This window comes from Ferribacterium limneticum (assembly GCF_020510625.1).
Classification (GTDB): Bacteria; Pseudomonadota; Gammaproteobacteria; order Burkholderiales; family Rhodocyclaceae; genus Azonexus; species Azonexus limneticus_A.
Genome location: NZ_CP075191.1, coordinates 789,418 through 808,411, shown reverse-complemented (window position 1 = coordinate 808,411; position 18,994 = coordinate 789,418). Strand labels below are relative to the sequence as shown.

Below are 18,994 nucleotides of genomic sequence, written 5' to 3'. Positions count from 1 at the left end.
TCAATCATCCAGGCGCGGTGGGCGACCATCGAAAATCTGGTTGCGACGACGCTGCTGATAGGCGTCGCGAATATAGGCGTACTTGTCGAGAGCGGCCTCTTCGACCACCTTGTCAGCCGGCAAAAGACTGGCCCTGACATCGACGAAGCGCAAGACAACCATACTGTTGCGCACCGGAACAGCACTGATGCGCCAGACCGGATCGATGTAGGAATCCACACCAAAACCGGCCGTATCGCGCACATTGCGCGGCCCAATCACCGGCCAGAACAGATAGCCACCGCTACCCACGCCCCATACAGCCAGGGTCTGGCCAAAATCCTCTTCATGCTTCTCCAGGCCAAGTTCGCTGGCGACATCGAAAAGCCCGAAAATCCCGACAGTTGAATTGATCAGCAAACGGCTGATATCCACGCCGGCATCACCGAACTTGCCCTGCAGAGCACTGTTTGCGCCAATCCACAGGTCGCCGACATTGCCAAAGAAGTTGCCGACACTGGCCTTGACTGGCAAGGGCACGGCGTTGTCATAAGCTTGGGCAACCGGCTTGGCCGCATATTTATCGATGGCTTCATTGACCGCAAACATCGAGCGATTGAAGCCCTCGTAAGGGTCACGCGGATTTTCTTCGGCAAACACATTGCCGACGCAAGAGAGCGCCATGAGCCCCCCCAGGGCCCACCGCCTTCCACTGCGCATTCCAGATAAGCCGAGACTTTTCGTCATTTCTTGTCCTGTCCGTCTGCCGCTTTGCTAAATAAAAACTGGCTGATCAATTTCTCAAGAACGATTGCCGATTGAGTCTTTGCTATCGTCTCACCCGCCTGCAACATCTTCTCGTCACCACCGGCATCCAGTCCGACATACTGCTCGCCGAGCAGACCGGCCGTATTAATCGAGGCAAACGTATCCTTGGGAAAGCGGTAACGCCCATCAATGGTCATGCTGACCACAGCCTCATAGGTCGCTGCATCAAACCGGATATCAATGATCCGTCCGACCACGACACCAGCGCTCTTGACCGGGCCACGCACCTTCAGACCGCCGATGTTATCAAACTTGGCTTGCAGCTCGTAGGTCTCAGACAAGTGAGATGACGCCAAGTTGCCGACCTTGAGCGACAAAAAAAGCAAGGCAGCAAGGCCAAGTGCCACGAAAAATCCGACCCACAGGTCGAGTACGGTACGGTTCATTAAGCTCCCCGGAACATGAACGAGGTTAAGACGAAATCCAGCGCCAGCACGGTCAGCACCGAAGTCACCACAGTTCGCGTGATGGCGCGCGAGACACCCTCGGCAGTCGGCACCGAATCGTAGCCCTCAAAAACGGCAATCAGCGAAACCGCGATACCAAAGACAAAACTTTTGATGACGCCATTCCAGATGTCGTAGCGAAAATCGACGCTTGCCTGCATCTGCGACCAATAAGCACCATCATCGACGCCAATGAAGACAACGCCGATCAGCCATCCGCCAAGCACACCCATGGCGGAAAAAATTGCAGCCAGCAGCGGCATCGAAATGACACCGCCCCAGAAACGCGGCGCCACGACACGGGCAATCGGATTGACCGCCATCATGTCCATGGCCTTGAGTTGCTCGGTCGCCTTCATCAGGCCGATTTCAGCCGTCACCGACGAGCCGGCCCGTGAGGCAAAGAAAATCGCGGCCAGCACCGGCCCCAATTCGCGGGTCAGCGACAGGGCAACCAGCGTCCCCAGGGCTTCGGTCGAACCAAAACGCTGCAGGATTTCGTAGCCCTGCAGGCCGAGCACCAGCCCGACAAACAAGCCGGAAACCATGATGATTAACAGCGACAGAACGCCGCTGAAATAAATTTCACGCAAGGTCAGCGGCAAGCGACGGAACGATGAGCCGGAATGCATGAGCACGGCCCAGAAGAAACGCGCCGCGAAACCAAGCCGCCAGATGCGCTCAACCGTCACATGGCCAATTTTCCGAACCAGGGATACCGGGTCAAGCATGCACGACCCCACTCAGGAATTCTTCGCGCACCGATGGGGCCGGGTAATCAAAATGCACCGGGCCATCCGGCTCGGCATAAACGAACTGATGGACGAATGGATCCTTCGACGCGCGGATTTCGTCCGGTGTCCCTTCGGCAACCACCTGGCCGCCGTTCAGGAAATAGATGTAATCGACGATTAGCAAGGACTCATGAATATCGTGGGTCACCATGATCGACGTCGCGCCCAGCGCATCGTTCAATTTGCGGATCAACTGACCAATCACGCCGAGTGCAATCGGATCAAGACCGGTGAACGGCTCGTCGTACATCACCAGCATCGGATCAAGTGCCAGCGCACGCGCCAGGGCGACTCGCCGCGCCATGCCGCCGGATAATTCACCCGGCATTAATTTGTTCGCACCACGCAAGCCGACCGCTTCGAGCTTCATCAGCACCAGATCACGGATCATTTCTTCCGACATGTCCGTGTGTTCGCGCATCGGAAACGCGACATTGTCGAAAACCGACATATCGGTAAACAGGGCGCCAAACTGAAACAACATACCCATTCGGCGCCGCAAGCGATACAACTCGGCCTCGGACATTTCGCACACCTGGTGTTTTTCCAGCCGAACGCGCCCGCCGGTCGGCCGCAACTGGCCACCGATGCACCGCAACAGCGTGGTTTTGCCGCAACCGGAACCACCCATGATCGCCACCACCTTGCCGCGCGGAATCTTCATATTGATTCCTTGCAGCACAGGCCTGCCGTCATAATTGAAGTGGAGGTCCTCGATATCGACCAGGATGTCGTCCGACAAAGTACATTCCTCAAAAAAGACTGGCGATTTTAACAGAAATGCCAACGGTCGCCGGGAAACGACAAGGCTATAATCGGAAATATTTCACATGGAATGTTGCGCTCTTGCCAGTTGCCAAGCCACTCCTGCTGATTGTTGATGACGATTCACTAATCAGCGAATCGCTCAATTTCGCCTTCGCCCAGGAATATGACGTTCTCACAAGTCACTCCCGCGCGCACGCTCTGGCCATGCTGCGACAACTCCGCCATCCACCCCAAGTCGCCCTGGTCGACCTTGGCCTGCCCCCCTTGCCGCACCGCCCCGATGAGGGTTTTGCCCTGATCGGCGACCTGCTTGCCCTGTCGCCGGACATGAAAATCATCGTTCTCTCCGGCCAGAGCGATGAAGACAACGCCCGCCATGCCCGAACACTGGGTGCCGTCGAGTTCATCGCCAAGCCCTGCGACCCGGGCCGCCTGGCCGAGCTTTTCCGCCAGGCTTTGCGTTTCGGCCACGACAACCAGGCAGCACAAGCCTCAGGACTGATCGGCGAAAGCCTGCCTATGCAGCGCCTACGCCTGCAACTTGGCCAATATGCCAACCTCGCCTACCCGGTATTGATCGAAGGCGAATCGGGCAGCGGCAAGGACATCGTCGCCAGCCACTACCTGCATCGCCTGACCGAACGTCGAGACAAGCCTTTCCTGGCCCTGAATTGCGCCGCCATTTCGCCAACGCTCCTCGAACCCACGCTGTTCGGCTACGCCAAGGGCGCCTTCACGGGCGCCGCTTCCGCCAAGGCAGGTTATTTCGAAGATGCCGACAGCGGAACCCTATTCCTCGATGAAATCGGCGAACTGCCACTGGATTTGCAGCCCAAGCTGTTGCGCGTCCTGGAAAACGGCGAGTATCAGCGCGTTGGCGAGACCCAGACACGGACATCGACCGCTCGTATCATCGCCGCAACCAATCGTGACCTCCGACAGGAAATGCGGGCCGGACGCTTCCGGGCCGACCTTTTCCACCGACTCTCGGTCTTCACGATCGCCGTCCCTCCCGTGCGTGAAACCGGACTTGATCGCCTGCTCCTGCTCGAACATTTTCGGAAAACCTGCGCCGCAGGCGTACATGCCGAGCCATTCTTGCTGGCGCCGGCGGCCCAATCGCTGTGGCTGGATTACGGCTTTCCGGGCAATGTTCGCGAACTGCGCAACATCATCATCCGCCTCACCACCCGCTATGCCGGACAAACCGTCAGCGCCGACCAGTTGAGGGCAGAATTCGACCATTTCGAAAGCCCGGAACAGCCTACTGGCGTTGCCAGCCTGCTTGCCAACGACCTGGCCGACGTCAAGCAGGCGGCCCGCCAGCACCTCGAAAAATCATCCCGCCTCAACCTCGATGCCACGCTGGAGCTTTGGCAGCGCGGCTACATCGAGGCGGCCATCGAACTCAGCGGCGGCAACATGAGCGAAGCCGCCCGCCGCCTCGGCATCAACCGCACCACACTCTACAACCGCATGGAAGGCTGGAACCGCCGATGAGCCTTTATCTCGAGCACTTCGGGCTACGTGAGCCCCCCTTCCGCATCACGCCCCACACCGATTTCTTCTTCACCGGCGCCAACCGCGGGCCGACGCTCGACGCGCTGATCTACGCCATCACTCAGGACGAAGGCATCGTCAAAGTCACCGGCGAAGTCGGCAGCGGCAAGACCATGCTCTGCCGCATGCTGCTCGAACGACTGCCGGAAAACGTCGAAACGCTCTACCTGGCCAACCCGTCGCTGTCCCGCCAGGAAATTCTTGGCGCCATCGCCGACGAACTGGGCATTCCAGCCGACGGCAAGGCCACGCATTCGCTGACCCGCGCCCTGCAGGACGCCCTGATCGCACGTTACGCCGAAGGCAAGCGCGTCGTGCTACTGATCGACGAGGCACATGCCATGCCCGCCGAATCGCTGGAAGAAATCCGCCTTCTGTCCAACCTGGAGTCGAAGGCGACCAAGCTGCTGCAAATCGCCCTCTTCGCCCAGCCGGAACTCGATGAACGCCTGCTGGCAACCGACATGCGGCAACTGCGCGAGCGCATCACCCAGCACTTCAATCTGATGCCGCTCAAGCAGGACGACGTTGCCGCCTACATCGAGTTTCGCCTGCGTGCTGCCGGCTACCATGGCCCCAACCCGTTTACGGGCGAGGCGATCCAGATGATTGCCCGGATTTCCGAAGGGCTATCCCGCCGCATCAACATCCTCGCCGACAAGGCCCTGCTGGCGGCTTATTCCAGCGGCAGCCACCAAGTAGACAGCAAGGAGATCAGGATCGCGGAACAGGACGCCCGCTTTTCACCCTTGCAACCGAAAGCGCCGTTCAACCCCAGGCCGCTACTCTGGGGACTAGCCGGCGCCGGCATTGCCGCCCTGCTCATCGCGATGACCATCGGCCTCGGCTCCCGCCCCCCGATACCGCCCAACGACAGCGCACCACCAGCGCAGGCCAAGGCGCAAGCACCGCAAAGCAGCAAGCGCCTGCAAGCGATACCGCCCCGTGGCGAAGCAGAGAACTCAACAGCAACTGCAACACCAGACAAGATCCGGTTTGGCGCCCTGACCCGTCAGCACCTCGCCCAGTATGACGAGTGGATCAAGGACGCCCCGCGCAATCACTATTTCATCCAGCTACTGGCGACCGATGCCAACCATACGGGCGAAGTCGAGGGTTTTCTTTCCCGGGCGATCAATGTACTCGAACCGGCACACATTCGCGTCTATCGCTCCAGCCTCTCCGGACGCGACAGGGTGGGCGTCATTTTTGGTGATTTTGACAGTCGGGAGGAAGCAGTTTCGGCCATGCAAACCCTGCCAGAATCGATCAAGGCCGTTCAGCCTTTCCCCAGACAGGTCAGCAAGTTGCGCTAACCTTACCCACAGGCGGCAAAGCATGCAGCCCGGCCAATTAACGTGCTAGCATCATAGTGAAAACCAATCAATACGTGACCACTCTGCTCAGACAAGGCATAACCCGATGAAAATCGGTTTTATCAGCGCAACGTTCGCCGCCCTCTTGCTAGCCGCCTGTGCGGCCCCTACGCCTCGCGAACCACTGAAGGGGCATCTGAACACTGAAAACGCCCCACCCGTTGCCAGCGGCAACATCCCGGCCCCCGTGCAGCAGACGCTCTCCCTTCCCAAGCCCAAAGCTACCCGCAAGGCCGAAACCTATAGTGTGGTCGTCAATAACGTGCCGGTCCGTGACCTGCTGTTCGCGCTGGCCCGCGACGCCAAGGTCAATGTCGACATCCATCCCGGCATCACCGGCAACGTCACACTGAACGCCATTGACCAGACCCTGCCGCAATTGCTGACCCGCATATCCAAGCAGGTCGACATGCGCTTTGAACTGGATGGCCCCAACCTCGCCGTGATGCCGGACTCGCCCTTTCTTAAGCACTACAAGGTCGATTACGTGAATATGGCGCGTAGCGTGACAGGCACCATATCAGCCAACACGCAGATTGCGACCGGCGTACCTAGTGGCGGAAGCGCCGCCGCTGCCACCGGCGCCAGTGGCGGCAACATTTCCAACACACGCATCGAGAATTCCTCGAAAAATCAGTTCTGGGAATCCCTGGAAAAGAACATCAAGGACATCCTGCGCGAAACCGACAAAGTATTGCCGGAAGGCTCGAGCGAAACCAGCTACGAGCAAAACAACGAACAGACGGCAACCGGTGCCGCCGCCCTGCCTCAAACTGGCAAGAAGGCAGCCCAGGCCATCGCCAACGCACTCCAGGGCAATCCATCGCCCAGTTCGGCCAGTCAGACTGCCGGCACTACACTCGTTCGCCACAGCACCTTCCGGGAAGCCGCTTCGGTCATCATGAATGCCGAAACCGGCGTCATCACAGTACGCGCCACTCAGCGCCAGCACGACAGGATTCAGGAGTTTGTCGACCGCGTCGTCAATTCGTCCCGCCGCCAGGTGCTGATTGAGGCGACAATTGTCGAGGTCACGCTGAACGATGGCTATCAGCAAGGTATCGACTGGACCAAGATTACCAGCGGAGGCGCAACCTTCCGCTTCATCGGCAACACACTGACTGCCGCCACCGTCAAGAATCTGGAGTACACCGGCGCCGGTGGTGCCCCGAGCGCTGCCATCACCATGCTCAACCAGTTCGGCACGACCAAAGTGCTGTCCAGCCCACGCCTATCGGTCATGAACAATCAGACCGCACTGCTGAAGGTGGTCGAAAACATCGTCTTTTTTAATGTCAAATCCGAATTAGCCATCGCCAATACCAATCTTGTCGGCGGCACACCCATTCGCTCCTACACGACCACACCGCAAACCGTCAGCGTCGGCCTGGTCATGAGCGTCACGCCGCAGATCAGCGACAACGACGTGGTCACGCTCAACGTTCGGCCAACGATCACTGCCCTCGGTGGCTACGTTACCGATCCCAACCCGGACCTCAATGGACTGAACAAGGTTCCGCAGATTCGTACGCGGGAGATCGAGTCGGTCATGCGTGTCACCAGCGGCAACACCGCCGTTTTGGGAGGACTGATGGAAGACAAGATCGATTACCAGAACCAGCGTGTACCGTTGATTGGCCAAATCCCTCTGATCGGAGAGGTGGCAAACAATCGCGACAATCTGGCGAGAAAGACAGAGCTCGTCATTTTCCTGCGCCCCGTGGTCATCAAGGATGCCAGCCTGGAAGGTGACTACGCCAACATGCGAGGATTCCTGCCCGGCGACAATTTCTTCGCCCAGCCGAATGAAGCCCAGCCGTTCAACATTGTTCCGAGCCGCTGAGGGCCGAGCATGAGCTTGTTGATGGATGCTCTGAAAAGAGCGGAAACAACCAAACAGGGAGCAGCCCGGGTTCAGTTCGGAAACGCGCCGACAGAGGCTGTCGACAGTCTCAGCCTGGAGCCCATCGCCAGAGATCCGGCGAACGGCGCCTCCGGCCCGCTCCCTGACTTGGCCATCTATCAGGATGCGGTGGACGCTGATCTGGCAAGCACACCACTTCCCGCGGCACGCCCCGCTACCAGCCAAGCCAAGGCAGCCGCCCCTGTGGCCGCAACGGAAGTTCGCGATCGGGAAACCGTACGCAACGCCTTCACCGCCAAGCAGACGCCTGAACCGAAATCCCGCCTGCCGCTCTGGCTGGCATTAGGCACCCTCGGGCTGGCGGGAATCTCCATTGGCGGTTACGTCTGGTATCAGTTAAACGCCATGAACCAAGGCTCTCTGGCGACAAGCCCTCGTCCGCTCCCATCGCCTCCCGGAAGCAACGCCCCGATGCCGATGTCGCCTGCCACGCCAAACATCTTGCCGGCACCTCCCGAGCAAGTGGCCACGGGGAATACAGACCAATCGGCCGGAACAACACTCTTCGCACCTCGTAACGCCCCGCCCCCCAGCCGAACGCCAGCAGCCTATGACGAGCAATCGAGCGATGCACCGATCCGCCTGATTCGCACACGTCCGGAACCTGACACCAACCTCGCGCGCGGCCACAGCAGCCTGCAGCGCGGCGAGACCGAATCGGCACGCCGCGATTTCGAGCAGGCGCTACAGCGCGACCCGAACAATACCGATGCCCTGCTTGCCCTGGCGGCCATCGCCCATCGCCAGGGCCGCTTGGCTGACGCGGAAAATCTTCGGCAACGGGCACTGGTCGCCAACCCGAGCGACCCGGCTGCCCAGGCAGCAGCCTTGAACGGGCCATCTGCCGAGGCCGATCCGCAAACGGCCGAAAGCCGTCTGAAAACCTTGCTCTCATCACAGCCCGACTCGGCGCCGCTCAATTTCGCACTGGGCAATCTTTACAGCCGCCAGAGCCGCTGGCCGGAAGCGCAGCAGGTCTATTTCAACGCTGTCGCGGCCGATGGCGACAACCCGGATTACCTGTTCAACCTGGCCGTCAGCCTCGATCACCTGCGGCAGAACCGCCTGGCCGCACAGCATTACCGACTCGCCCTTGAGGCCGCGGCCAAACGGCCGGCCGCCTTCGACCGCAGCAGGGTCGAGCAGCGAGTCGGGGAATTGCAAACCGGGCCTCAACGCTAAGACCATCATGAGCACCGCCGCCCTCCAGCGCCGCCCCCTTGGGCAAATCCTGATCTCCGAAGGCATCCTGTCGGAAGATCAGCTGCGCATTGCCCTGCTGGAGCAGATGAAGCAGAACCAGCCGATCGGCAAACTGCTGGTTTCGCTGGGCTTCGTCACCGAAGCGACCTTGCGCCAGGCGCTGTCGGAAAACCTCGGCAAGCAGAGCATCGACCTGTCGCATGCTGTCATCGATCCGCAAGCATTGAAGCTGGTGCCGCGCGATCTGGCCAAGCGCCACCATCTGCTGCCACTCGATTACGACCGGACCAATCGCCGGCTGGCGCTGGCCATTTCCGATATCAACGACATCGTCGGCCTCGACCGCGTGCGCTCCCAACTGGAGGAAGGCACCGAGATCGAGACGCTGCTCGCCGGCGAATCCGAAATCGACCACGCCATCGACCAGTACTACGGCCACGAACTGTCGATCGACGGCATCCTGCATGAAATCGAAACCGGCGAGATCGACTGGCACAGCCTTTCGGCCACCGACAACGAATACAGCCAGCCGGTCGTCCGCCTGATCGACTCGATCCTGACCGATGCCGTCAAGCGCGAAGCCTCGGACATCCACTTCGAGCCGGAAGCCAATTTCCTGCGCATCCGTTATCGCATCGACGGCATGCTGCGCCAGATCCGCGCCCTGCATAAGTCCTACTGGCCGGCGATGACCGTGCGCATCAAGGTACTCTCCGGGATGAACATCGCCGAAATGCGCGCCCCGCAGGACGGCCGGATCAGCCTGACCGTTTCCGGCCGGCCGATCGATTTTCGTGTCGCCAGCCAGCCGACCATCCACGGCGAAAACATCGTGCTGCGGATTCTCGACCGGCAAAAGGGAATTGTCCCGCTGGAAGGGCTCGGCCTGGCCGAGGAACACCTGCACCAGCTGAAGCTGATGATTGCCCGGCCCGAAGGCATCATCCTGGTCACCGGCCCGACCGGCAGCGGCAAGACGACGACGCTCTATTCGGTTCTGAACCATATCAATTCCGAGGGCATCCACATCATGACCCTCGAAGACCCGGTCGAATACCCGATGGCGATGGTGCGCCAGACCTCGGTCTCCGAAACCGCCAAGCTCGATTTCGCCAACGGCATCCGCTCGATGATGCGGCAGGATCCGGACGTCATCCTGGTCGGCGAGGTGCGCGATGCCGAAACGGCCGAAATGGCCTTCCGCGCTGCAATGACCGGTCATCAGGTGTATACGACCCTGCACACCAATTCAGCCATCGGCGCCGTGCCTCGCCTGCTCGACATCGGCGTCTTGCCCGACATCATGGCCGGCAACATTATTGGCATCGTGGCCCAGCGCCTGATCCGCCGCCTGTGCGAGCACTGCAAGTCGCCCTACCACGCCGAACCGCACGAAATCCGCCTGCTCGGGTCGCAGGGTGAAGGGCCGCGCCCCGTGCTGTTCCGGCCGACCGGCTGCGAGCTGTGCGACTTCCAGGGCTACCGCGGGCGCCTGGCGATCATGGAACTGCTGCGCATCGACGCCGGCATTGACGAACTGATCGCCCGCCGCGCCACCACCCACGAAATCCGCGCCCGCGCCCTGCTCCAGGGCTTTACCACTCTGGCCGATGACGGCATGCACCGCGTGCTGAACGGCACGACCTCGCTCGAAGAACTCGCCCGCGTCGTCGACCTGACCGACCGGATGTAGCCGCGCCATGCTTTTCGACTACAAGGCGGTCAGCGTGGAGGGGCGAATGACTTACGGGCGACTCGACGCCATCAACTTGGTCGACCTCGAAATGCGCCTCAAGCGCATGAATCTGGACTTGGTGACAGGCACACCGATCCAGCACCGCGCCCTTTTCGGCAACCGGAGCGTGCCGCGTCCGGAGTTGATCAATTTCTGTTTCCACCTCGAACAGCTGACCCGGGCTGGCGTTCCCATCCTTGAAGGGCTGACCGATCTGCGTGACTCCGTCGAGCACCCGCGCTTTCGCGAAGTCATGGCCGGACTGATCGAAAGCATCGAGGGCGGGCTGACCCTGTCACAAGCCATGGCCGAACACCCGGATGTTTTTAGCCAGGTTTTCGGCAACCTGATCCGGGCCGGCGAATCAAGCGGGCAACTGCCTGACGTGCTGGCCAGCCTGAGCGAATCGCTGAAGTGGGAAGACGAACTCGCCTCGCAAACCAAGAAACTGCTGATGTACCCGGCCTTTGTGGCCACCATCGTGCTGTCGGCCACCTTCTTCCTGATGATCTACATGGTCCCGCAGCTCAAGTTGTTCGTGAAGAACATGGGCCACGTGCTGCCGCCGCACACCAAGCTCCTGTTCTTTGTGTCCGACCTGCTGGTCGACTTCTGGTACGTTTTCCTGCTGCTGCCGATCATCACCGTTATCGTCGGGCAGTTGATCCTGCGCGGCAACCCCTTGGCCCGCCTGCGTCTCGACGGCATCAAGCTGCGCCTGCCGGTCGTCGGCCCGATCCTGAAAAAGATCATCCTGTCACGCTTCGCCAGCACCTTCGCCATGCTCTACGCCTCCGGCATCCCGGTGCTCGAATCGATCCGCTCGACCCAGAACGTCGTCGGCAACCGGGTTGTCCGCCGCGCGCTGGAGCGGGTAGAGCAATCGATCCGCGAAGGCCAGAACGTGGCTGGCGCCTTCCGCGACGTCGGGCTGTTTCCGCCGCTGGTCGTCCGCATGCTGCGGATCGGTGAAAGCACCGGCGGACTCGACAAGGCGCTGATCAACGTCAGCTACTTCTACAACCGCGACGTCAGGGAATCCGTCGGCAAGGCCCAGGCCCTGATCGAACCGATGCTGACCCTGTTCATGGGCGCCCTGCTCGGCTGGATCATGCTCTCGGTCATCGGCCCCATCTACGACGTCATCAGCAAGATCAAAACGTGATCACCCGCCGCTTTCTCTACCTCAACACCCACCGCGTGCAGGCCTTCGCCCGCCAGCGCGGCGAGTTGCAGCCCGAGGGCAGCTTCGAAAACAACGAAGACGGGCTGAGAACATTCGCCCAGTACCTGGCCGAGCACAGCAAGAGCCATTTCTCGCTGCTCGCCAACATCGCCGAAGAAGGCCACGTCCACGAAACCATTCCTTTCCTGCGCGGCCAGGATAGGCAAACCCTGATCACCCGCAAGATCGGCCAGCATTTTCTCGGCACGGCGCTCGCCACGGCCATTTCGCTCGGCTACGAAAAAACCCAGCGCAAGAATGAAAAGCTGCTGCTCTCGGCACTCACCAACCCGGCCCATTTCGAGCCCTGGCTGCAGCGCATCAACAGCGCCGAAGCCCCGCTGGCCGGCATCTACACGGTAGCCCAACTCGGCGGCCTGCTCGTCAAAAAACTCGGGCTCGGCGGCGGTCGCAGCCTGCTGCTGACGGTGCAGGACCACTCGATCCGCGAAAGCTACCTGGTCGATGGCCATGCCCATTTTTCCCGCATGGCGCCACTCACCGACAGCAGCATCGCCGGCATCGCCAGCGCCTTTGGCGCCGAAGCGGGCAAACTGCATCAATACCTGATCGGCCAGCGTCTGATCGGACGTGACGAAAACCTGCCAGTCTTTATCGTCGCCCATCCGATGAGCATCCCCGCCATCGAAAAAGCCTGCCCCGACCGCGGCCAACTCAGCTTCAACATCATCGACAGCCACCTGGCGGCGGCTAAACTGAAGCTGCACACCCTGCCCGGCGACAACCGCAGCGACCTGCTGTTTCTGCAATTGCTGGCCACCGCCCCGCCCCGGCAACAATTTGCCGGCGAAACGCATCGTCACCACTACCGCTTGTCGCAGATCCGCCACGGCCTGATTGCCGCCGGCCTGGTCGCCTTGCTGGGCAGCGTGCTCTTTTCCGCCAAGCAAACCTATGACGCCCACACGCTCCGCGAAGAAGTCAGCACACTGGCTGCCAGCGAAGCGGACTTCAGCCGCCGCTACCAGGAAATATCCGCCACCTTTCCGCAACTGGGCATCGACAACGAGACACTGCGCCAATTGACCAACCGCTACACTCAACTAGCGAGCCAGCAACGCCAACCCGGCGCAGCCTTTGGCATGGTCAGCCGTATTCTCGACCGCATGCCAAGCATCGTCCTGGAAGGCATTGACTGGAAAAACGGGGATTTATCCCCCACCAGCAAGCTCCCGGGCAACCTTGAAATCACCACCTTGCGCGCTTCAATTCGGCAGCAGGGCGCGGATACCCGGCAAACCCTTGCCATTTTTGATCAGTTTGTCGAAGCCTTGCGCGGCGAGCCGAATGTCACGGTCAATATCCTGCAACGCCCCTTCGACATCGAATCGAGCACCTCGCTGCGTGGCGGCGACGGCATCGATGAAGAGGCCAAGCCACACCAGTTTTCCGTCGAAATCGTCCGGAGCCACGCGCCATGACCTGGACCAGCGCTGACTTCCGGAAACTTGGCCTGCCTTTGGCGGTGATGCTCGCGCTTTTCGTCATTGCCCTCCTGCTCGGCAATGCCGCCCAACAGGACGTACGCAAGGCAGAGCACGAAAGGAATGCCGCAGCAACCGCGAAAGGCCAGATCGAACAACGTCTGCGTCAGGTTCGCACCGAAGAAATGGATATCAAGGAGCGCACGCAGATTTTGCAACGCTTGCAACGTTCAGGCATTGCCGGTGAAGAAAAACGACTGGACTGGATGGAAACGCTGCGCGACACCCAGCGCGATTTGCGCATCCCCGGCATGAAATACGAATTTGGCGCCCGCACAGCCCTGGATGGCAACGATGGGGCCAATGCCGGCTGGTACAGCAGCCCCCTGAAAATCCAGCTTCGCCTGCTGCATGAAGAAGACCTGCTGAACACGCTGGGCCGTATCGAGAAAAACGCAAAATCCCTGGTCATCGTCCGCTCCTGCAAACTCGGCCCTCTGCCCGAACAGGGACAGGAAAAAACGGCCATGGCCCTGCTGGCGGCCGAATGCGAGATGCAATGGCTGACCGTCCGCCAGCCATCCGGGAAGAAATGAACATGCGCCAACTTCCCGTCATCGTGCTGCTCCTCCTCACCATGGCCCCCTGCCAGGCCGACCCCGCCCCGCTCGGCCGGCTCTTCCTCGACCCGCAACAGCGCGCCAAGCTCGATCTCCAACGCCAGCGCAACCCTGGCCTGCAGCACGAACCCGTTGATAGCGATGCCGGCCTGACCATCAACGGCGAAGTACGCAGCAGCACCGGCCGCCGCACCCGCTGGATCAATGGCGAAGCAGATTGGGCAAACTCCGCCCCAGCCCCCCGCGTTCCAGTCGGCGATACCTACCGTCCAGGTAGCGGCGAGCATCAGAGCGTGCTGGGCGACGGCAAGATCCTGATAAAGCCATCTCGCCGAGAACCTTAGAGATGCTCCGTACCCAGCGTTCGCAGTCAGGAATTGCGCTGCTTTTATTCCTGTTTTTGACCCTGGGAATCGGAGCCACCCTGCTAATGTCGGCCACCAATGCATCCAGGCAACGACTGGATCAGGATGCCAATACCCAAATCACCCTGCGTCAGGCCAAGGAAGCACTTATCGCCTGGTCGGTTACCCACAACACCACACCGGGAAGACTGCCCTGTCCCGAGGACACGGCTGCAATAGGCAGCGCGAACGAAGGGACCGCGCTTAGTTCTTGCTCCAACGCAGTATTCCGGATTGGCCGAATTCCTTGGCGGACGCTTGGTTTAGCGAATCCGCGCGACGCCTCGGGCGAGACTCTTTGGTATGTCCTCTCCCCAGGCTTTCGCGGCGTCCCTCCTCTCGGCAGCGTCGGCGTCAGTACAGGACAACTACAACTGGACGGCATCCTCAACAGCACTGCGGCCATCATCATCGCACCGGGTACGCCGCTTGCCGGGCAAAATCGAACTACCCCCAGCGCAGGTTCTCCGCCTTCTCGCGCCAATTATCTGGATATGGGCAATGCCAGTGGCAGTGCGTTCGTCAGCACCGGCCCAAACGCAACTTTCAACGACCAAGTCCTTTCGATCACATCGCAGGAAATATTTCAGGCCATGACCTTCAGGGTTCTTGCAGAAATTCGCGGGGCATTCGGTCTGCAAAATGGCCTAAGGCGATACTACAATGACAACGGAAGCTTTCCTCCGACTGGAACAAGCCTGAACAGCCTTCTGTTCGACGCGCAAACCTTAGGGTGGCTTTCTCCTGCAGCCAACCCGAATCTATGGTTCGCCAGCGTCAGCTATACCAATCTCTCCTCCACCTCGTCACGATTAAGTCTTGGCACAAGAATCATGAACGTGACCCCCTGCACGACAACACCATGTCCCTGAGCAGTCATAACCGAGGCTTCTCCCTTGTCGAGCTGGCTATCGTGCTGGTTATCGTAGCCCTGCTTTCGGGAGGACTGATGATGGCAGTGAGTGCGCAGATGGAGACAATCGCAAGCTCGGAAACCCAGCGTCGGCTCAACGATGCGCGCGATGCCTTGCTGGGCTACGTGGCGGCCAACGGGCGCCTGCCCTGTCCTGCCATTGGCGGAGCAACAGGGGTGGAATCACCGCTCGGCGGAGGCTCCTGTAACGATAACTGGGATGGCTTTCTCCCTGCGGTAACCCTTGGCATCAGTCCGACCAACGAAACAGGTTACGCCCTCGACGGATGGAGCAACCCAATACGCTACGCCATCACCAAAGCCGTTTCATCACAGGTTTCGACCGCCAACCAGATCAGGGCAGCCTGGAATGCAGGAGGGCCTCTTGCTGCAGACCTGCAAATCTGCAGCACTGCAGTCGGGATTACCGGCAGTGGCGCCGGCGCAGGCTGTGCGGCCGGTAGCGCATTGGCGAACAACGCTGTCGCCGTCATCTATTCCCGCGGCAGAAATGGTGCCGCCGCCCCGGCAAGCACCGATGAGCAGGCCAACGGCAATGCAGACCGGCTATTCGTTTCCCACACCCCGACCCCGGCGGGCGCCAACGAATTCGACGATCTCGTCATCTGGCTCTCGCCAAACATCCTCTATAACCGCCTGATCGCGGCCGGCCGCCTTCCTTAGGGGCATGCTGGCGTATTGACCTTCGCCCCCCCGACTGCCAGACTGCATCATGCAATCGTTATGAGCCTGACCCTGTCCTGTCGTGAGCCAGCAGCCTTTCCTCCAGTCTCTCCGTACCGCCGGCATCAACCCGAATGATGACGCCGAGACGCGGCTGAAAAAATCCTTACTGATTTTTGCCACGGGCCTCGTCTGTCTCGGTTCCATGCTCTGGCTTTTCCTGTACGGCCAGATGGGGCCGCAGTTTTCGGCCAATGCTCCCTTCGTTTTCCAACTGCTTCTGGTCGGCAACCTGCTTTATTACTTCCGTAGCGGCAATTTCGATCTATTCCGCTACACGCAACTGGCGCTTTTCCTTTTCGCCCCCTTTGCCGTGCAGTGGAGCATCGGCAACTTCATCACGGCCAGCGGCACCAGTCTGTGGGGTTTGCTGGCGCCAATCGGCGCGGTGCTCTTCTTCGGCGTCCGCGAATCGCTGGCCTGGTTCTTCGCCTACATATTCCTGACGGCACTCTCCGGATTTTTCGATTATTTCCTGGCCGACAGCCTGGCCAGCAATAGCCCCAAGGTGTCGACCAGAACCAGCGTCTTCTTCTTTGCGCTGAATTTCGCTGCCATTTCCAGCATCGTTTATCTGCTCCTGCGTTATGCCGTGCAGGAAAAGGCCAAGGCGCAGGCCTGCCTCGAAGAAACGCATCGGCTATTGCAGGATGAGCAGGATCGTTCGGAACGCCTACTGCTCAACATCCTGCCCGGCCCCATCGCGGAACGACTGAAGCACGACAGCCAGGCCATCGCTGACGGTTTTGCCGATGTCACGGTGATGTTTGTCGATATCGTCAATTTCACCCGCATCGCCGAGGGCATGACCCCGCAGCAGGTGTTCGCCATGCTCAACCGGATTTTCTCGTCTTTCGACGAACTGGCCGAGCAATACGGCATGGAGAAAATCAAGACCATCGGCGATGCCTATATGGTGGCTGGCGGCCTGAACAACGAACAAAACAACTACACGCAATCCATCGCCGAACTGGCCATTGCCATGCGCGACCTGCTGCATCGCGACTTCACGGTCAACGACATGCACCTCGATGTGCGGATCGGCATCGGCACCGGTCCGGTCGTCGCCGGCGTCGTCGGCAAGAAAAAATTCATCTATGACCTGTGGGGCGACACCGTCAATCTGGCCAGCCGCATCACCAGCGAAGGCACGCCGGGGATGATCCAGCTCGACGCCACCACCTACCATCGCCTGGCCGGGCACTTTATCTTCGACGCCCCCCTGACGCTGCACCTCAAGGGCAAAGGCAATACCGCGGTCTATCGCCTGATCGGCCCGCAGGACGAATCTAAGCGCCTGGCGAGAGCTTGAAAGCCACCCGCCCCGGCCTGTTTTCGGCCAAAGACAGGCGATAACCCATCCCCTCGGCCTGACGCGCGGCGTGATAGAGCCCGATGCCAAGGCCATCCTCTGAACTGACAGGCTCGTTGAGCAGGGCCTTGGCTCTCGGCGACTCAATGGCCGAGCCATCATCGCTGACGCTCAAGCTGCCATCGACAAAGGCCACGCCAATGTTCAAGCCGGGTTCGCGCTGGCGCTTGGCCATTGCATTCTGCAGCAGGTTTTCCGCCACACTGTCGAACAAGCCCAGCGGCACCATGCAGCCGGCACCGCCGCGCTGAGACCATTCGACCGGCACATGGGCATAGCGATCCTTCAGTCTGGCCCACCAGATATCCGCCGCTACACTGCCGACCACCTCCATCCGCGGCGACTGCAATTTGTCGAGGGTCGCCTTCAGGCGATCGGTGATCTGCGGCAACTGCCGGCCAAGCAAACCCGCCACCTCGGCCGGATCGCCCGGCTGGGTCGCGGCATAACAAAGCGCCTGCAAGGACTGCAACAGATTCTTCACGTCGTGGGTAACGCGCGCCCCGGTTTCGTGAATCGCCTGGACATAGCCCAGGCGCTGCAACTGCTCGCTTTGCCGCTTGACCAGATAAAACTCGATCACCAGGCGCAATAACCACTCGACATGCCAGCGCATGGCCGGCGACGGTGCCTGGCGAAAATGCAGCGACAAGGCAACATCATTGACCTGGCAGGTGTGACGATGCGTCGCCTGCTCGCCCATCTGCCCCTCGATTTCACCGGCCGTCCAGGAGGCACCGAGCACCCAGGGCAACGCCCCCAGGCGGGACATGACCGCACCGAGAAAACGCGTCGGCTCGGTGTGTCTCTCGCTTTCTTCGGAAAGCTGAATCAGCCATTGTTCCAGCGGCATGCCCAGCGACAGCAGGTAACGCGAAATCGCCGAGCCGATTCCCGAAAAACCGGCCCGCGGATTCCACGCCCAGGCCACCAGCAGCAGCGCCCCAGCCACGGCCATCGATGTCTTGAACAATGACTCGATGTAAGAGCCGCCGCTGACCAGCATATTGGCCAGCGCACCGAGCACGAAAACAGCCAGCACGAGAAAGACCAGCATCCCGTAAAACAGGTCGAAAGCCTCTCCCGAGCGGCGCCGCGGCTCCCGGGCCGGAAAAAGCAACAACACCGGCAGGGCCACCGGCATCAGGCGAGCCACCCAGCCGCGCAAGTCAGGATCGATCAGGGTCGCCGGCGAAAGCTCCGGCACCACCCCCAGCACAGTCAGCCCGATCAGATAACCGAAGGCCAGCAGATAGCCGAAACGCTCGCGCCGGTTCTCGGCCCACAACCCCCGCCCGCCAATGGAAGCCGCCAGCGCGCCGCACCAGATCAACATCAGCCACGGCCCCAGCAACAGGGTTGAAGCAAGCACCGCCCCCAGCAGCACGGCGCTCTGGCGCAGGCTGATCCGCTGCTCGCCGGCAACAAACGGCTGCCAGATCAGGAAAAGCCCCAAGGCCACCAGCCAAAGCAGTTTGACTGCAGGGATCTGCCAGCCGCCAAAAGCCAGGGCGTGCAGCATCAACAAATGAGCGGCCAGCAGCAAGTGCGGCCAATTCGCCAGCCGAACTGTCAATTTGTCGGAAGCGCCGGCGTTCATCTTTCAGACACCCTGTTCATTTTTCGACACTATTCAATCGATTGATTACCAAGAATTG

General features: G+C 60.4%; 17 protein-coding genes. 12 read left to right on the top strand and 5 right to left on the bottom strand.

The genetic code is table 11. The annotated features are described in order from the left end of the window. From KI617_RS03855 to KI617_RS03840, 4 genes are read right to left on the bottom strand one after another with little or no spacing between them, the layout of a single operon-like run. Nucleotides 1-663 (bottom strand): MlaA family lipoprotein, encoded by a 663-nt coding sequence (locus KI617_RS03855; protein WP_226450708.1) that lies wholly within the window; start codon nucleotides 661-663, stop codon nucleotides 1-3. Nucleotides 664-722: 59 nt separating this feature from the next. After that, nucleotides 723-1,193: an outer membrane lipid asymmetry maintenance protein MlaD gene (mlaD, locus tag KI617_RS03850; protein WP_226450707.1), complete on the bottom strand. Its 471-nt coding sequence runs from the start codon at nucleotides 1,191-1,193 to the stop codon at nucleotides 723-725. Then, the gene (gene mlaE / locus KI617_RS03845) at nucleotides 1,193-1,984 is read right to left on the bottom strand and encodes a lipid asymmetry maintenance ABC transporter permease subunit MlaE (RefSeq protein ID WP_226450706.1); all 792 of its coding nucleotides are present in this window, start codon (nucleotides 1,982-1,984) and stop codon (nucleotides 1,193-1,195) included. The genes mlaD and mlaE overlap by 1 nt, the downstream gene beginning before the upstream one ends. Continuing rightward, the gene (locus KI617_RS03840; protein ID WP_226450705.1) at nucleotides 1,977-2,789 is read right to left on the bottom strand and encodes an ABC transporter ATP-binding protein; all 813 of its coding nucleotides are present in this window, start codon (nucleotides 2,787-2,789) and stop codon (nucleotides 1,977-1,979) included. Before KI617_RS03840 ends, mlaE begins: the two co-directional genes overlap by 8 nt. A gap of 38 nt (nucleotides 2,790-2,827) precedes the next feature. Here KI617_RS03840 and KI617_RS03835 point away from each other — a divergent pair, with 38 nt between their 5' ends. The 12 genes from KI617_RS03835 to KI617_RS03780 all read left to right on the top strand — a co-directional run bounded on the left by KI617_RS03835 (nucleotide 2,828) and on the right by KI617_RS03780 (nucleotide 17,276). Further along, a complete protein-coding gene (locus tag KI617_RS03835; protein WP_226452042.1) occupies nucleotides 2,828-4,315 on the top strand; it encodes a sigma-54-dependent transcriptional regulator in 1,488 nt (495 codons plus the stop codon). Further along, nucleotides 4,312-5,691, top strand: a complete 1,380-nt coding sequence (locus KI617_RS03830) for an ExeA family protein (protein ID WP_226450703.1) — start codon at nucleotides 4,312-4,314, stop codon at nucleotides 5,689-5,691. The genes KI617_RS03835 and KI617_RS03830 overlap by 4 nt, the downstream gene beginning before the upstream one ends. Nucleotides 5,692-5,797: 106 nt before the next feature. Continuing rightward, the gene (locus KI617_RS03825) at nucleotides 5,798-7,594 is read left to right on the top strand and encodes a type II secretion system protein GspD (protein ID WP_226450702.1); all 1,797 of its coding nucleotides are present in this window, start codon (nucleotides 5,798-5,800) and stop codon (nucleotides 7,592-7,594) included. A gap of 9 nt (nucleotides 7,595-7,603) precedes the next feature. After that, nucleotides 7,604-8,857 carry a tetratricopeptide repeat protein gene (locus KI617_RS03820; RefSeq protein ID WP_226450701.1) on the top strand — a complete coding sequence of 418 codons (1,254 nt, stop codon included), beginning with the start codon at nucleotides 7,604-7,606 and terminating at the stop codon, nucleotides 8,855-8,857. Between the two features lie 7 nt (nucleotides 8,858-8,864). After that, nucleotides 8,865-10,571, top strand: a complete 1,707-nt coding sequence (locus tag KI617_RS03815) for a GspE/PulE family protein (protein ID WP_226450700.1) — start codon at nucleotides 8,865-8,867, stop codon at nucleotides 10,569-10,571. 7 nt (nucleotides 10,572-10,578) lie between these two features. Further along, complete coding sequence (locus KI617_RS03810; protein WP_226450699.1) at nucleotides 10,579-11,778, top strand: type II secretion system F family protein; 1,200 nt, start codon at nucleotides 10,579-10,581, stop codon at nucleotides 11,776-11,778. Beyond that, the gene (locus tag KI617_RS03805; RefSeq protein WP_226450698.1) at nucleotides 11,775-13,280 is read left to right on the top strand and encodes a hypothetical protein; all 1,506 of its coding nucleotides are present in this window, start codon (nucleotides 11,775-11,777) and stop codon (nucleotides 13,278-13,280) included. Before KI617_RS03810 ends, KI617_RS03805 begins: the two co-directional genes overlap by 4 nt. After that, complete coding sequence (locus tag KI617_RS03800; protein WP_226450697.1) at nucleotides 13,277-13,879, top strand: hypothetical protein; 603 nt, start codon at nucleotides 13,277-13,279, stop codon at nucleotides 13,877-13,879. Before KI617_RS03805 ends, KI617_RS03800 begins: the two co-directional genes overlap by 4 nt. After that, nucleotides 13,843-14,247, top strand: a complete 405-nt coding sequence (locus KI617_RS03795) for a hypothetical protein (protein WP_226450696.1) — start codon at nucleotides 13,843-13,845, stop codon at nucleotides 14,245-14,247. Before KI617_RS03800 ends, KI617_RS03795 begins: the two co-directional genes overlap by 37 nt. A gap of 2 nt (nucleotides 14,248-14,249) precedes the next feature. After that, entirely contained in the window at nucleotides 14,250-15,179 is a 930-nt protein-coding gene (locus KI617_RS03790; protein ID WP_226450695.1) for a hypothetical protein, read from the top strand. Then, nucleotides 15,170-15,904: a type II secretion system protein gene (locus KI617_RS03785; protein WP_226450694.1), complete on the top strand. Its 735-nt coding sequence runs from the start codon at nucleotides 15,170-15,172 to the stop codon at nucleotides 15,902-15,904. The genes KI617_RS03790 and KI617_RS03785 overlap by 10 nt, the downstream gene beginning before the upstream one ends. A gap of 82 nt (nucleotides 15,905-15,986) precedes the next feature. Continuing rightward, on the top strand, nucleotides 15,987-17,276 hold the full coding sequence (locus KI617_RS03780) for an adenylate/guanylate cyclase domain-containing protein (RefSeq protein WP_226450693.1): 1,290 nt from the start codon (nucleotides 15,987-15,989) through the stop codon (nucleotides 17,274-17,276). Here the strand turns inward: KI617_RS03780 and KI617_RS03775 are convergent. Beyond that, the gene (locus KI617_RS03775; RefSeq protein ID WP_226450692.1) at nucleotides 17,254-18,936 is read right to left on the bottom strand and encodes a histidine kinase; all 1,683 of its coding nucleotides are present in this window, start codon (nucleotides 18,934-18,936) and stop codon (nucleotides 17,254-17,256) included. The two genes, KI617_RS03780 and KI617_RS03775, sit on opposite strands and share 23 nt — an antisense overlap. Between the last annotated feature and the right edge of the window lie 58 nt (nucleotides 18,937-18,994).

What these genes read in the sequence shown, in the direction of transcription:
- KI617_RS03855 (WP_226450708.1), bottom strand. Translation starts at nt 663, where the DNA reads ATGGCGCTCTCTTGCGTCGGCAATGTGTTTGCCGAAGAAAATCCGCGT.
- mlaD (WP_226450707.1), bottom strand. Translation starts at nt 1,193, where the DNA reads ATGAACCGTACCGTACTCGACCTGTGGGTCGGATTTTTCGTGGCACTT.
- mlaE (WP_226450706.1), bottom strand. Translation starts at nt 1,984, where the DNA reads ATGCTTGACCCGGTATCCCTGGTTCGGAAAATTGGCCATGTGACGGTT.
- KI617_RS03835 (WP_226452042.1), top strand. Translation starts at nt 2,828, where the DNA reads ATGCCAACGGTCGCCGGGAAACGACAAGGCTATAATCGGAAATATTTC.
- KI617_RS03830 (WP_226450703.1), top strand. Translation starts at nt 4,312, where the DNA reads ATGAGCCTTTATCTCGAGCACTTCGGGCTACGTGAGCCCCCCTTCCGC.
- KI617_RS03825 (WP_226450702.1), top strand. Translation starts at nt 5,798, where the DNA reads ATGAAAATCGGTTTTATCAGCGCAACGTTCGCCGCCCTCTTGCTAGCC.
- KI617_RS03820 (WP_226450701.1), top strand. Translation starts at nt 7,604, where the DNA reads ATGAGCTTGTTGATGGATGCTCTGAAAAGAGCGGAAACAACCAAACAG.
- KI617_RS03815 (WP_226450700.1), top strand. Translation starts at nt 8,865, where the DNA reads ATGAGCACCGCCGCCCTCCAGCGCCGCCCCCTTGGGCAAATCCTGATC.
- KI617_RS03810 (WP_226450699.1), top strand. Translation starts at nt 10,579, where the DNA reads ATGCTTTTCGACTACAAGGCGGTCAGCGTGGAGGGGCGAATGACTTAC.
- KI617_RS03800 (WP_226450697.1), top strand. Translation starts at nt 13,277, where the DNA reads ATGACCTGGACCAGCGCTGACTTCCGGAAACTTGGCCTGCCTTTGGCG.
- KI617_RS03795 (WP_226450696.1), top strand. Translation starts at nt 13,843, where the DNA reads ATGGCTGACCGTCCGCCAGCCATCCGGGAAGAAATGAACATGCGCCAA.
- KI617_RS03790 (WP_226450695.1), top strand. Translation starts at nt 14,250, where the DNA reads ATGCTCCGTACCCAGCGTTCGCAGTCAGGAATTGCGCTGCTTTTATTC.
- KI617_RS03785 (WP_226450694.1), top strand. Translation starts at nt 15,170, where the DNA reads ATGTCCCTGAGCAGTCATAACCGAGGCTTCTCCCTTGTCGAGCTGGCT.
- KI617_RS03775 (WP_226450692.1), bottom strand. Translation starts at nt 18,936, where the DNA reads ATGAACGCCGGCGCTTCCGACAAATTGACAGTTCGGCTGGCGAATTGG.